Here is a 13,519-nt window from a genome sequence, read left to right as displayed (position 1 = left end):
GGGAGCCGCGCTGCGACACGTCGGAGGTGCCGGCACCCATTACGCTGTTTTCCGACATGAGTAGATGGCGGGCGCCCGGCGCGGGCTTCGTAACGAAACGTGGCCCCGGGCGGGTATTGCTGTGGTGCCTGGCCTGGCTGGCCGCGGCCGCAGCGACGATTTACGTGGCCGTGGACCTGTTCGGGCACACGCCGTATCGCATCGACATCGACATCTATCAGATGGGCGGGCAGGCCTGGCTGGACAACCATCCCCTCTACCGCGGCGACGTGAAGTTCCACACACCGATCGGGCTGAACCTGCCGTTCACCTATCCGCCGCTGGCCGCCATCGTGTTCTGCCCGTTCTCTTGGCTGCACATGCCGGCGGCCAGCGTGGCGATCACGGTGTTGACGCTGGTGCTGCTGATCGTCTCGACCACGATCCTGCTGACCGGCCTGGACGTGTGGAGCACGTCGGCCGTGCTGGGCGGCCCGGCGTGGCTGCGGAGGCTGTGGTTGGCGGTGCTCATCACGGCCGCGGCGGCCACCTGGCTGGAGCCGGTGGTTTCCAACTTCGCGTTCGGCCAGATCAACGTCGTGCTGATGACGTTGGTGATCGCCGACTGCGTGCCGCGCCGCACGCCGTGGCCGCGCGGGGTGCTGCTGGGCCTGGGCATCGCGCTGAAACTCACCCCGGCGGTTTTCCTGCTCTACTTCCTGCTGCGCCGCGACAACCGCGCGGCCCTGACGGCCATGGCGTCGTTCGTGGCGATGACCCTGCTGGGCTTCGCGCTGGCCTGGAGCGATTCATGGGAGTACTGGACCCGCACCGTCCACCACACCGACCGGATCGGTGAGGCCGCGCTGAACACCGACCAAAACATCGCGGGCGCCCTGGCGCGGCTGGGGCTCGACGAGCACGAGCGATTCCCGCTGTGGGTCGCCGCGTGCCTGCTGGTGCTGGCGGCGACGATCTGGGCGATGCGGCGGGTGCTGCGGGCCGACGAGCCCATCATGGCGGTGATCTGCGTCGCCCTGTTCGGGTTGGTGGTCTCCCCGGTGTCGTGGTCGCACCACTGGGTCTGGGCGCTGCCGACGGTGCTGGTGACCGGGGTGCTGGCCTGGCGGCGCCGCAACGTCGCGCTGGGCGTGCTCAGCGCCGTCGGGGTGGCGCTGATGAGGTGGACGCCGATCGACCTGCTGCCCAAGCACCACGAGACCGCCGCCAACTGGTGGCGCCAACTCGTCGGGGCGTCCTACGTGTGGTGGGCGCTGGCGGTCATCGTCGCGGCCGGGTTGACCGTCACCGCGCGGGCGACAGCGCGGGATTCGGCCGCGCGCCCGCTGACGCCGGTATCGGCCGCGAGCTAGCCGACGGCCGTCTCGGGGATCCGCGCCGCCTCACCGGTCGATCCGTCGCCGTTGCTGCGCTCCTTGATGCTGGCCGCGTAGATGTCGACGTACTCCTGCCCGGAGAGCCGCATCAGCTCGTAGATCACTTCGTCGGTGACGGCCCGCTCGATGAAGCGGTTGCCGGCCATTCCCTCGAACCGGGAGAAGTCCATCGGCTTGCCGAACCGCACCGTGACGCGCCCGAAGCGCAGCATCGTGGTGCCCGGCGGGTTGACCACATTGGTGCCGATCATCGCCACCGGGATCACCGGGACACCGGTGTGCAGCGCGAGGCGCGCCAGCCCGGTCTTGCCCTTGTACAGCCGGCCGTCGGGCGAGCGGGTGCCCTCGGGGTACATGCCCAGCAGCTTGCCCTGCTTCAGCACCTGCTCCGCGGTGTTGAGCGCGGCCTGCGCGGCGTCGGCGTCGGTGCGGTCGATCGGCACCTGCCCGACGGCGGTGAAGAACCACCGGCTGAACCAGCCCTTCAGGCCGGTGCCGGTGAAATATTCGGACTTCGCCAGGAAGGTGATCCGGCGCCGGACCACCAGCGGCAGGAAGAAGCTGTCCATCACGGCGAGATGGTTACTCGCCAGGATCGCCGGTCCGGAAGTCGGAACGTATTCCAGCCCTTCAACTTTCGGTCGGCCAAGCAGAGACAGCGGCGGGCCCAGCAGAACGTACTTGAATAGCCAGTACCACATGGCCCTCCCTCTCGCTCCCGCCACCCGCAGTGTTCTGGCCAACTGTACCGATCCCCGGCGAAAGGGACCACCTTGTCCGCGGGCGGGTCACTCCTCGACGGTGACCGGGATGGGCTGGTATCGGGTCTTGACGGTGCCGTCACCGTCGGGGGGCTCCGCGCCGGGGCCGCCGGGCGACCCGTCAGGTGGCGGCGTCGGCGAACGGTCGATGTCGTTGACGTCGTTGACGATCCCGCGGATCACCTCCAGCAAGGCGATGCTGTGGTCGGCGATCACGGTGAGCAACGGGTGCTGCTCACCGGTCGCCAACGCGGCCAGCGCGCACACCGGGCACCACACCTGCTGGCACTTGCCGGTCCCGACGCCGCCGCCCGCCGTCAACGCCGCCGCCGTTCGCACCGCCGGGTCGATCCCGTCCAGGATCGCCTGGGCGAGCCTGCGCAACTCCGGACCGATTTCGGAATGAGCCCCACTCACTTAGGCCACACCTCCGGATCCGGTCGAAAGCGAACAGTCAGCTCACCGCCCCGCAGGTGCGCGTCGAGCACCGTGCAGCGCCGCAGCACCGACGCCAACCGGACCCTGCGCCGCAACCCTCCAGCGCTGATGATCAGGTCGTCCTCGACTCGGCCCAACGAAAGCCCTCCGGGATCAAGTTGGGGCAACGTTAGCCGCATACGGTATATCGACCCAAGCCCCGACCCGGATTCGAGGTCCACGACGGGCCGCAGCGGCCCCGGCGGCGGCGCCCCGCCGCGTCGACGGGCGCTGTCGAGCAGCGCACCCAGCGCCTTGGGGCCGATCGGCTCGCCGGGCAGGTGCGGGGTCAGCACCAGCGCCACGTCGCCGATGGTGGCGTCGAGTTCGTCGAGCACGACGCGTTGTTCGGCGATGCGCTCGGCGTACCAATAGAACGCCGGGTGCTCGGGCAGGTTGCGGTACTCGTAGGACTCGTCCTCCGTCAGGACCTGATTGACGATCAGCTCCTCGACCCGCACCCCCATCAATGCCAGCGAACCCAGCGTGCGCACCGCCTCGGCGGCCACCACCCGCTCGGGAGTGAGCACCAGATGCGCGGTGACGAGATCCCCGTCGGTCAGCAACTCGCTGAGGCGATCGACCCTGGCGCTGATGCGCTCCAGCAGCTCCACCATCGCACCCGAGCGGGCGTCGTCAGCGGCGATGGACAGCCGGCGATGGCGTGGCCACGCGCGTTCCACGTAGAGCCCGAAGGTGGCGGGCAGGGTCAGCATGCGCAACGCATCCGCGGTCGAGGCGCAGTCGACGACGATGCGATCCCAGCGCCCCGAGGCCGCCAGCTGCCCGACCGCGTAGAGGCCCAGCACTTCCTGGACGCCCGGCAACGCCGAAAGTTCTTCGGGCGCAATGGTGCTCAACTCGGAGTCGGGAAACCGGCCGTCCAACGTGCTGACCACGTCGTGCCACCGGGCCTCCAGCAGTGCCAGGGTGTCCAGCGCCAGCGCGTCGAGGAAGCCGCCGCCGGCCTCCGCGTCATCGGCGAGCACCCGCACCAGCTCGCCCTCACCGCTGGGCGGGACCGGGACACCGAGCACGTCGCCGAGCGAGTGCGCCTGATCGGTCGACACCACCAGCACCCGCTGCCCCGTGGCCGCGTCGCCGACCGCGGTGGCAGCTGCCAGGGTGGACTTTCCTACCCCGCCCTTCCCAACGAACAGGCTGATCCGGGCCGGGGTGGCGCTGGACTCACTCAGCCTCGACTCGTTTCTTTAGATCCTTCAACGCGGTGTCGGTCAGGCGCCGCTCGGCCTTGCGCTTGAGCAGTCCGATCATCGGGATGGCCAGGTCGACCGAGAGTTCATAGGTGACGTCCGTACCGGATCCCTTGGGCGCCAAGCGATACGAGCCTTCGAGCGAGCGTAGCAGGGAGCTGGAGACCAGGGTCCAGCTCAGCGACTGGCGGTCCTTGGGCCACTTGTAGGACATGACCATGGTGTCCTTGATGACCCCGGCGTCCATCACGAATCGCACCGTCTTCGGGTAGCCGTCGGCGCCCCGCTCCTGCACCTCGGCTTCCTTGTACTCCGAGATCCACTCCGGGTAGGAATCGATGTCGGCGATCACCTCCAGGACCGTGCCCGGATCGGCGTCGATGTGGATGGTCTGCGTCGTCTTTTCCGCCACCTGGCTGATGCCCTCTCTCCCGCAAGCGAGTAAGCCCCGTACGTACAGGACTACCCCGGCCTTCGGGGCGAAACGGTACTCCTACCGCCCAACCTTGATCCGGTTAAGCTACCGGAGAAACGCCGACCGGACGCGAACGTTCCGCCGTCCTTTTGACCTCGAACGCCATTTTCTTTCCCGCCACCCGACGGCGGTGCGTCATCTTCGCCAAGTTCAACTTTGCCAGCTGCCAGGCCGCCACGCCGGTCGGTTCGGCGTGCAGGAAGTAATGCAGCACCACCCCGTCCAGCGACGGCTCCAGCCAGATCTCCATGGTGCCGGTCAGCGCGCCGGTGACCGTCCACCGGATCCCCTTCTCGGCGCGGTCCTCGACGACCTGCAGCCGCAGGTCCGGCCACCACCGGCGCCACGACGACGGGTCGGCGACCACGGCGCCCACCCGCGCGCCGTCGGCGGCGACGAACGTCTGGTCGGCGATCTGAATGCTGTTCACCGCCATAGCTTCACACACCGATCCGGATCGCCCGCGTCTAGGCACCCGGCGGTACGCCGAAAGCTTCGCGGCGGCCCGGCCGACCTCAGCCATGCTGCGCAAATTCGCGGATTAGGCTGGGCAACAGCAAGCCGGCCCCGCAACGGGGCGGGCAACTTCACGAGCCAATCGAGGTCACCAGAGTGCGTGAGTACAGCGTCCCCGCCCGCTTTACCGTCGGCGAGCACGAAAACGTCGCGGCCATGGTCTTCGAGCACGAGCGCGACGACCCCAGCTTCGTCATCTTCCAACGGCAGATCGACGGGGTCTGGACCGACGTCACCTGCGCCGAGGCGGCCAAGGAGGTGCGTGCCGCCGCGCTGGGGCTGATCTCCCTCGGGGTGCAGGCCGGCGACCGGGTGTCCATCTTTTCTGCCACCCGCTACGAGTGGGCGATCCTGGACCTCGCGATCCTGGCGGTGGGTGCGGTCACCGTGCCGATCTACGAGACGTCGTCGGCCGAGCAGGTGCGCTGGGTGCTGCAGGACTCGGGAGCGGTGGTGGCCTTCGCCGAGACCGACGCCCACGCCGCCATGGTCACCGAGCTCACCGCCGAGCTGCCCGAGCTGCGCCGGGTGCTGCACATCGACGGTTCGGGCCCCAAGGCGCTCGAGCAGCTTGTCGAGGCCGGCGCCGACGTCGAGCCGGCCGAACTGACCGCCCGACTCGACGCCCTGCGCGCCGACGACCCGGCGACCCTGATCTACACCTCGGGCACCACCGGGCGGCCCAAGGGCTGCCAGCTCACCCATTCCAACCTGCTCTACGAGAGCCGGGGCGCCAAGGAATGCCTGCCGACCCTGCTGAACGAGGGTCAGCGGCTGCTGGTGTTCCTGCCGCTGGCCCACGTGCTGGCCCGGTCGCTGACCCTGTCCGCGTTCGCCAACAAGGTGACGGTCGGTTTCACCAGCGACATCAAGAACCTGCTGCCGATGTTCGCGGTGTTCAAGCCGACGGTGGTGGTGTCGGTGCCGCGGGTGTTCGAAAAGGTGTACAACACCGCCGAGCAGAACGCCGCCAACGACGGCAACGGCCGGATCTTCGCGATGGCCGTGCAAACCGCGGTCGACTGGAGCCAGGCCCACGCCGACGGCGGGCGACCGGGCCTGCTGCTGCGGGCCCGGCACGCGCTCTTCGACCGGCTGGTCTACCACAAGCTGCGCGCGGCGCTGGGCGGCGACTGCCACGCCTCCGTGTCGGGTGGCGCTCCGCTGGGCGCGCGGCTGGGCCACTTCTACCGCGGGGTGGGCCTGACCATCCACGAGGGCTACGGCCTGACCGAGACCAGCTCGGCCATCACGGTCAACCAGGTCGGCAACGTCAAGATCGGGACCGTCGGAACGTTGTTGCCCGGCAACAGCATGCGCATCGCCGAGGACGGCGAGCTGCTGGTGCGCGGCGGCGTGGTGTTCAGCGGCTACTGGCACAACGAGCAAGCCACCCGTGACGCGTTCACCGACGGCTGGTTCAAGACCGGCGACCTGGGCGCACTGGACGAGGACGGCTTCCTGAAGATCACCGGCCGCAAGAAGGAGATCATCGTGACCGCCGGCGGCAAGAACGTCGCTCCCGCGGTGCTCGAGGACCAGCTGCGGGCGCACCCGCTCATCAGCCAGGCCATGGTAGTGGGCGACGCCAAGCCGTTCATCGGCGCGCTGATCACCATCGACCCCGAGGCGTTCGGCCCCTGGAAGGAACGCAACCAAAAGCCAGCCGACGCGTCGGTGGGCGATCTGGCCACCGACCCCGACCTGTTCGCCGAGATCGACGCGGCCGTCAAGAATGCCAACCTGGCGGTGTCGCACGCGGAGTCGATCCGCAAGTTCCGCATCCTGCCGGTGGACTTCACCGAGGATACCGGCGAGCTGACGCCGACGATGAAGGTCAAGCGCAACGTGGTGGCCGAGAAGTTCGCCTCCGACATCGAATCGATCTACGAGAAGGATTAACCGCCAGCAGACGTAAAAGCCCCCATTTCGGCGCGGAAATGGGGGCTTTTACGTCTGGTGGCCGGGCCGGGCCCGGCGAACACTGCTGTTAGCCGCGCAGCAGGTCGCCCAGCCGCGTCGCCAGCGTGTCCCAGCGCCACTGGGACGTCACCCACTCGCGGCCGGCCGCGCCCATCGCGGCGGCCCGCTCCGGATCGGCCAGCAACTCCCCGACGGCCTCGGCGACCTCATCCACCGAGCGGCCGTCGACCACCAGCCCAGTCTTGTTGTGCCGCACGGTTTCCGGGGCCCCGCCCGAGCGGCCGGCGATCACCGGCACGCCCGTCGCGGAGGCCTCCAGGAAGACGATGCCCAGGCCCTCGACGTCCATGCCGGCGCCGCGCGTGCGGCACGGCATCGCGAAGACGTCGGCCAGCGCGTGGTGGGCCGGCAGTTCGGCGGCCGGCACACCACCGGTGAACGTCACGTGCTCGGCCACGCCGCAGTCGGTGGCCAGCTTGCGCAGCGCGTCCAAGTACGGTCCGCCGCCGACGATGACCAGCGCCGCCCCGTCCACCCGCCGCCGGATCGAGGGCAGCGCCTTGATCAGGGCGTCCTGACCCTTGCGCGGCACCAGCCGCGACAGGCACAGCACGGTCGGCCGCTCGCCGAGCCCGTAGCGCGCACGCAGCTCGGCCCGGGCGGCCGGATCGGGCCGAAACCGGTCGATGTCCACGCCGGGCGGCAGGTATTCCAGCCTCGCCTCGGGGCCGAACGCCGACGCGAAGCGCGACCGGGTGTAGCGGCTCACGAACGTGACGACGTCGGTGCCGTCGCCGATGCGACGCAGGACCGACCGCGCGACCGGAAGCATCGACCAGCCGACCTCGTGGCCGTGCGTGCTGGCCAGCACCCGGGTCGCCCCCGCCTGCCGGGCGCGCGGCGCCAGCAGCGCCAGCGGCGCGGCCGCACCGAACCAGACGGTGTCGATCCCGTGCTCCCCGATCAGCCGGCGCATCCGCCCGTCCACCGCCGGGCCCGGCAGCATGAGGGTGCCCGGGTGGCGCACCACCCGGTACCCGGCCGCCTCGGCGGCGTCGTCGAAAGCGTCGGCGCCCTTCCATTGCGGCGCGTACACCAGCACGGAGTGCGAGCCGGCGCCGGCCAGCCGCCCGACGAACTCGCCAAGGTAGGACTGGATGCCGCCCGGGCGGGGCGGAAAGTCGTTGGTTACCAGCAGGACCCGGCTCACCTGCGTAGGCTAGCCTGGCGACGATGCAGACCGTGTCACGGTCTGAGGAGGAGTCAGGCAATCCCGCACTAGCGGGCCGCCCACTGGTGCCAGTGCACCAGCAGCCCGGCGGGGTCGATGTCGAGGACCGCGTGCACGGCGGTGGGCACGTCGGTGTGCCCCACACCGCAACTGGCCAGGTACAGGTCGCGCAACTTGGGCGGCCCGTAGGTGTCGGCCACAAACCGGGCGAACCACCACGCGCGGTCATACGCCAGCGAGCGCTGCGGCCCCGGCGCCTCCAGGTCGGCATCGGTCGGCAGCGTCAGCGGCACCGGCAACGCATCGGCGGGCACCGGGGTCTGCGGCCGGGCGACGAAATCGGCCACCCCCTCGGTGAGCCACTCGGGCGCATCCGACGTGGTGTAAGGGCGGGCGGCGTAGTGAAAAAGCTCGTGCGTCAAGACAATTCGCAGCGCACCCTCGTTCATGTTGGCAGCGCCCGGCGCGAACACGATCCGTTGGCCGAGCACCACCCGGTGGACGGGGTCGACGCGCTCGGCGACCGTCACGGCCGCGATGTCGGCCCACTGCGACGGCGGTCCACCGCCGGCCGCGGCGCGAAACTGTTCGTCGGAGCCGGCGGCGAGCACGGAGATCTCGCGCGGCCAGTCGACACCCCAGAAGGCCTCCACCGCCTTGATCGAGGCGCCGATGTTGGCCGCCACCCGGGACAGCAGCCGGTCGCTGGCCGGGCCGCCCAGTCCGACCAGCCGAACGGTGCGGTCGCCGACCACCAGCGATTTCGCCCCGGCACCGGCCTGGCTGCGCGCGGGCGTGACCAGTTGCGCGTGTCTTGCCTGGCTGTCGGCGGCCTCGTCGAAGGGCACGGCCGCGGCCACAATTAGCTCGAGGGCAAACACCCAAGCCAGCAGGATCGGCAGCCGCCGATGCCAGGCAGGACGGTCAGTAGCGGCGGACGTCGTGGACTGGGCCTGCAGCATTCATCGGAACCACCCGCACCGGCTGGCCGTAGGTGGAGGAATGGATCACCATGCCGTCACCGACGTAAAGGCCGCTGTGTGACGCGTCGTTATAGAAGGTCACCACGTCGCCGGGCTGCAGATCCGACATCGCCACCGGCTGACCGCCCTGGGCCTGCGCCTGGCTGGAGTGCGGCAGCGAGATGCCGGCCTGCTGGAACGCCCACATCACCAAACCGGAGCAGTCGAACCCGCCGGGTGCGGCACCGCCCCACACATAGGGCGAGCCGACCTGGGTCAGCGCGGCCTGCACGACGGTCGCACGGTCACCGCCGCCCACACCGCCGGGGGCCATTCCGGGCACCCCGGGACCGGGCATTCCGGGCATCATCGCGCTGAGGGGCGGGGCGTCGCCCGGCGGCGCGCCGGGTGGCGCCGCGTCCGGCGCCGGCGCGCCCGGAGCCGGGAGACCCGCCGGGACGGGCCCGGGGTCGGCGAGCGCGGTGCGCTGTTGCGGCGTCAGGGACACGTACTGCGATTTGACGACGGCGATCTGCACCTGCAGCTGGCTCTGCTTGGACTGCAGGCTCGCCCGTACCGCGGCGGCCTGCTCGGCCGCGCTCTTCGCGTCGGCGGCGGACTTGGCGGATGCCTGCTCGGCCTTGGCGGCCTGCTCACCGGCGATGCGGTAGTTCGTCATCTGTGTGCGCATCTGGGTAGCCATCAGCCGCTGCACGGCCAGCTTGTCGATCAGGCCCTGGGGCGACCCCGCGGTCAGCATCGCCTCCATGCCGTCGACGCGGCCGCCCATGTATTGCGCGGCGGCGAGCTTGTTGACGGCTCCCTGGAAGGCGGCCAGGCGCGCCTTCGCCGAATCCACCGCGGCCTGGTCGTCGGCGTGCTTCTTCTCCGCCGCCTGCTGGGCCGCCAGCTTTTGGTTGAGGTCGAGCTGTGCGGTGTGCATCGCCTCGGTGGTCTGCTCGGCCTGACGCGACAGCTGGTTGAGTTTCGCCAGCGCGTCCTCGGCCGGATCCGCCGAGGAATTCGCGGCAAAAGTCCCCGCGAAGACGGTCAAGCCCGCTAACGTCCCGAGGGCAGTACGTGTAATGACACGCGCACGCGGGTACCTACTAGCGAAGCTCAAAATTGCATCCTTAAACGGCCTAGGACGGCTTATGCCTGGCACTGCCGGTGCGCCGTCGGACGAGTTTAGGTCTCAAACAGGTTACGAAACGATATCGACGTTTGTCCAAGCGGGATCGTTAAGAAATCGGAAAGATTTCTGGCCTTACTTTGTGAATGATGGCAATCCCCTAAGACGGTCCAGCGGTTTTGGCGCACAAGGCAATTAAGCTACACCAGACCCGCGGCCGCGATGAATCGGCACCAGACGCAACCGCGGCGCCAGCCCGACCTCCGCGAGCACCTCGAGGGCCTCCCGCTCGTCCTGCAACAACGTCTCCGGCACCCCGAGCAGGACGCTGACCACGCAGTCGCGGCAGCCCGGGCCGCGCACCGCGCAGTCGTCACAATCGATCACCACCGGCGCACCCCCGTCGGGGTGCGCCTTGCCGTTGCCGTATGCCATCAGGTGCCGTCCTCTCGGTCTGGCCTCGTGAAGCTCATACCCGCACGCTAACGACGGCCACCGACATGTATTGCCCGCCGCGTCCCTCCCGGCGTGGGAACCCCACCGCTGTCGGTGGACATGCCTAACGTCACCGCCATGGGTGCGAGCGGTGCGACTCAGCTGAGTTTCGCCGACTTGGGCCCGCGCTGGGACCCAGCCGCCTCCCCCGTCGACGAACTCCCTTTGCGCGAAACGACTTTCGTCGTGGTGGACCTGGAGACCACCGGCGGGCGCACGAAAAGCGCCGACGGCGCGCCCTGCGACGCCATCACCGAGATCGGGGCGGTCAAGGTCCGCGGCGGCGTCGTGCTGGGCGAGTTCGCCACCCTCGTCGACCCGCAGCGCAGCATCCCGCCCCAGATCGTCCAGCTCACCGGCATCACGACGGCGATGGTGTGCGACGCCCCGACCATCGACGCCGTGCTGCCGATGTTTCTCGAGTTCGCCGGGGGCGCGGTGCTGGTCGCGCACAACGCCGGGTTCGACGTCGGATTCCTGCGGGCCGCCGCCCGGCGATGCGACATCGCCTGGCCCCGGCCGCCGGTGCTGTGCACGGTCCGCCTGGCCCGCCGGGTGCTCAGCCGCGAGGAAGCCCCCAGCGTGCGGCTGGCCGCGCTGGCGCGGCTGTTCGCCGTGGCCGCGCAGCCGACGCACCGCGCGCTCGACGACGCCCGCGCCACCGTCGAGGTGTTGCACGCGCTCATCGAGCGAGTCGGCAACCAGGGCGTGCACACCTACGCCGACCTGCGCTCCTACCTGCCCGACGTGACGCCGGCCCAGCGCCGCAAAAAAGTGCTGGCCGAAGGGCTGCCACACCGGCCCGGGGTCTACCTGTTCCGCGGACCGGCGGGCGAGGTGCTCTACGTCGGGACCGCCGTCGACCTGCGGCGACGGGTGGGCCAGTACTTCACCGGCGCCGATCCCCGCGGCCGGATGAAGGAGATGGTCACGCTGGCCGGCGCCGTCGACCACATCGAGTGCGCGCACGCGCTGGAGGCCGGCGTGCGAGAGCTGCGGATGCTGGCCGCCCACGCCCCGCCCTACAACCGGCGGTCCCGGTTCCCGCAGCGGTGGTGGTGGCTGGCCCTCACCGACGAGGCGTTTCCGCGGCTGGCGGCGGTGCGGGCGCCGCGCCACGACCGCGCCGTCGGGCCGTTTCGGTCCCGCGCCGACGCCGCCGAAACGGCGGCCGTGTTGGCGCGGTTCACCGGCGCCCGGACCTGCACCTCGCGGCTGGGCCGCTCGGCGCTGCACGGGCCGGCCTGTCCGGAGGTCGAGGTGTCGCCGTGTCCGGCGCAGCGCGGCGCCACGGCCACCCAGTACGCCGCGGCGGTGGCGCGGGTCGCGGCGTTGATCGACGGGCTCGACGACGGCCCCCTCGCCGCCGCCGTACACCAGGTCACGGCGCTTGCCGAGCAACGACACTTCGAGAGCGCGGCGCGGCTGCGCGACCGCGTCGCGGCCGCCATCGAGGTGCTGTGGCGCGGCCAGCGGCTGCGGGCGCTGGCCGCGCTGCCCGAGCTGATCGCCGCCGCGCCCGACGGCCAGGGCGGCTACCACCTGGCCGTCGTTCGCTACGGGCAGCTCGCGGCGGCCGGCACGGCCAGGCGCGGGGTGCCGCCGATGCCGGTGATCGACGCGATTCACGCTGGCGCACAGGCGATCCTGCGCGCGGCGGCCCCCCTCGGGGGCGCGCTGGTGGAGGAGACGGCCCTCATCGCGCGCTGGCTGGCCGCGCCCGGCGTGCGCATCGTGCGGGTTTCGGGCGCCACCGACGACGGATGGGCCTCGCCGGTGCGGGCGGCCGGCGCCTGGTCGGCGTGGGCCGCGCTGGCCCGCTCGGCGCGGCTGGCCTCCCAACAGGATCTGGCGCAGGTCGAGTCAGGGCTGCTGGCCGAACCGCACCCATCGCGCGAGCAGCTTTTCGGCCGCCCCGGAGTCGATGGCCGTGCAGGCCCGCCGCAGCCCGTCCTCCCAGGCCGGCAGCCATTCGGCGCGGCTGGATAGGCCGGCGTGGGCGACGATCGCCCCGGCGGCGTTGAGCACGACGGCGTCGCGGACCGGGCCCTTGGCCCCGCCCAGCACCGCACGCGCCTCGGCGGCGTTGGCCTGGGCGTCGCCCCCGACCAGCTCGTGCAGCTCGGCGCGGTCGAACCCGAAGCCGGCCGGGTCGAACGTCAGCCGGTCCACCGTGCCCGCCTGCACCCGCCAGATCGTGCTCGTGGTGGTGGTGGTCAGCTCGTCGAGGCCGTCGTCGCCGTGCACCACCAGCACGCTGGACCGGCGCGACGCGAACACCCCGGCCATCACCTCGGCGAGATCGGCGAACGCGCAGCCGATCAAACCCGCCCGCGGTCTGGCCGGATTGGTAAGGGGCCCAAGGAGATTGAACACCGTCGGCACCCCGATCTCGCGGCGGACGACGGAGGTGTGCCGGTAGGACGGGTGAAACAAAGGCGCGAAGCAGAACCCGATCCCGACTTCGGCGACGCTGCGCGCGACCTCGTCGGGTTCCGCGTCGATGCGCACCCCGAGCGCCTCCAGCGTGTCGGCGCCCCCGGACAGCGACGACGCCGCCCGGTTGCCGTGCTTGACCACCGGCACCCCGGCGGCGGCCACCACGATCGACGCCATCGTGGACAGGTTGACCGTGTTGACGCCGTCGCCCCCGGTGCCCACGATGTCGACCGCGTCGTCGGGAATTCCCGCGGCGGGCATCGCGCGGGCGTGGCTGAGCATGACGTCGGCCAGCTCGCTCACCTCGGCGGCGGTGGGTACCTTCATCGTCATCGCCACCGCGAAGGCGGCGATCTGGGCGGGGCTCGCGTCGCCGGACATGACCTGGTCCATCGCCCAGCCGGCCTGGCCCCGCGCCAGGTCCTGCCCGCCCGTCAGGCGGCCGAGGACCCGGGACCACGACGGCGGCTCACCGGGGGTCTCAGCGGGTTCGGGTGACGCGGGCACGCGCCGATGGT

At 70.7% G+C, this 13,519-nt stretch carries 12 protein-coding genes and 1 pseudogene; 3 read left to right on the top strand and 10 right to left on the bottom strand.

Annotated features, from left to right (window positions below; all coding sequences use genetic code 11):
- Positions 1–56 precede the first annotated feature (56 nt).
- The gene (locus AC5Y4S_RS19900; RefSeq protein WP_500034363.1) at positions 57–1,352 is read left to right on the top strand and encodes a glycosyltransferase 87 family protein; all 1,296 of its coding nucleotides are present in this window, start codon (positions 57–59) and stop codon (positions 1,350–1,352) included.
- On the opposite strand, the gene AC5Y4S_RS19895 is transcribed toward AC5Y4S_RS19900, so the two are convergent.
- The 5 genes from AC5Y4S_RS19895 to AC5Y4S_RS19875 all read right to left on the bottom strand — a co-directional run bounded on the left by AC5Y4S_RS19895 (position 1,349) and on the right by AC5Y4S_RS19875 (position 4,733).
- Positions 1,349–2,077: a lysophospholipid acyltransferase family protein gene (locus tag AC5Y4S_RS19895; protein ID WP_500034362.1), complete on the bottom strand. Its 729-nt coding sequence runs from the start codon at positions 2,075–2,077 to the stop codon at positions 1,349–1,351. The two genes, AC5Y4S_RS19900 and AC5Y4S_RS19895, sit on opposite strands and share 4 nt — an antisense overlap.
- Before the next feature lie 87 nt (positions 2,078–2,164).
- Positions 2,165–2,554 carry a hypothetical protein gene (locus AC5Y4S_RS19890; protein ID WP_500034361.1) on the bottom strand — a complete coding sequence of 130 codons (390 nt, stop codon included), beginning with the start codon at positions 2,552–2,554 and terminating at the stop codon, positions 2,165–2,167.
- A complete protein-coding gene (locus AC5Y4S_RS19885; protein WP_500034628.1) occupies positions 2,551–3,810 on the bottom strand; it encodes an ArsA family ATPase in 1,260 nt (419 codons plus the stop codon). Before AC5Y4S_RS19885 ends, AC5Y4S_RS19890 begins: the two co-directional genes overlap by 4 nt.
- On the bottom strand, positions 3,803–4,240 hold the full coding sequence (locus AC5Y4S_RS19880) for an SRPBCC family protein (protein ID WP_068184891.1): 438 nt from the start codon (positions 4,238–4,240) through the stop codon (positions 3,803–3,805). The genes AC5Y4S_RS19885 and AC5Y4S_RS19880 overlap by 8 nt, the downstream gene beginning before the upstream one ends.
- Positions 4,241–4,343: 103 nt before the next feature.
- The gene (locus AC5Y4S_RS19875) at positions 4,344–4,733 is read right to left on the bottom strand and encodes a polyketide cyclase / dehydrase and lipid transport (protein ID WP_142282060.1); all 390 of its coding nucleotides are present in this window, start codon (positions 4,731–4,733) and stop codon (positions 4,344–4,346) included.
- 182 nt (positions 4,734–4,915) lie between these two features.
- Between AC5Y4S_RS19875 and AC5Y4S_RS19870 the strand changes: the two genes are divergently transcribed.
- A complete protein-coding gene (locus tag AC5Y4S_RS19870) occupies positions 4,916–6,721 on the top strand; it encodes an AMP-dependent synthetase/ligase (protein WP_500034360.1) in 1,806 nt (601 codons plus the stop codon).
- An 88-nt stretch (positions 6,722–6,809) separates the two neighbouring features.
- Here the strand turns inward: AC5Y4S_RS19870 and pimB are convergent, their stop codons facing one another.
- From pimB to AC5Y4S_RS19850, 4 genes are all read right to left on the bottom strand, one after another.
- Positions 6,810–7,952 carry a GDP-mannose-dependent alpha-(1-6)-phosphatidylinositol monomannoside mannosyltransferase gene (pimB, locus tag AC5Y4S_RS19865; RefSeq protein ID WP_500034359.1) on the bottom strand — a complete coding sequence of 381 codons (1,143 nt, stop codon included), beginning with the start codon at positions 7,950–7,952 and terminating at the stop codon, positions 6,810–6,812.
- A gap of 68 nt (positions 7,953–8,020) precedes the next feature.
- On the bottom strand, positions 8,021–8,854 hold the full coding sequence (locus tag AC5Y4S_RS19860; protein WP_500034627.1) for a hypothetical protein: 834 nt from the start codon (positions 8,852–8,854) through the stop codon (positions 8,021–8,023).
- Positions 8,855–8,897: 43 nt separating this feature from the next.
- The gene (gene ripC / locus AC5Y4S_RS19855; protein WP_500034358.1) at positions 8,898–10,058 is read right to left on the bottom strand and encodes a peptidoglycan hydrolase RipC; all 1,161 of its coding nucleotides are present in this window, start codon (positions 10,056–10,058) and stop codon (positions 8,898–8,900) included.
- A gap of 204 nt (positions 10,059–10,262) precedes the next feature.
- Positions 10,263–10,502, bottom strand: coding sequence for a hypothetical protein (locus AC5Y4S_RS19850; protein ID WP_500034357.1), 240 nt, complete (start codon positions 10,500–10,502; stop codon positions 10,263–10,265).
- Between the two features lie 120 nt (positions 10,503–10,622).
- Between AC5Y4S_RS19850 and AC5Y4S_RS19845 the strand changes: the two are divergent.
- A pseudogene (locus AC5Y4S_RS19845) lies at positions 10,623–12,488 on the top strand (DEDD exonuclease domain-containing protein); the annotation flags it as partial.
- On the opposite strand, the gene trpD reads toward AC5Y4S_RS19845, so the two are convergent.
- Positions 12,426–13,508 carry an anthranilate phosphoribosyltransferase gene (gene trpD / locus AC5Y4S_RS19840; protein ID WP_500034356.1) on the bottom strand — a complete coding sequence of 361 codons (1,083 nt, stop codon included), beginning with the start codon at positions 13,506–13,508 and terminating at the stop codon, positions 12,426–12,428. The pseudogene AC5Y4S_RS19845 and the gene trpD overlap by 63 nt on opposite strands.
- Between the last annotated feature and the right edge of the window lie 11 nt (positions 13,509–13,519).

Source organism: Mycobacterium sp. NGS64 (assembly GCF_059812245.1).
Note: the sequence above shows the minus strand (reverse complement) of the source record. Positions and strands in the feature narration are given on the sequence as shown.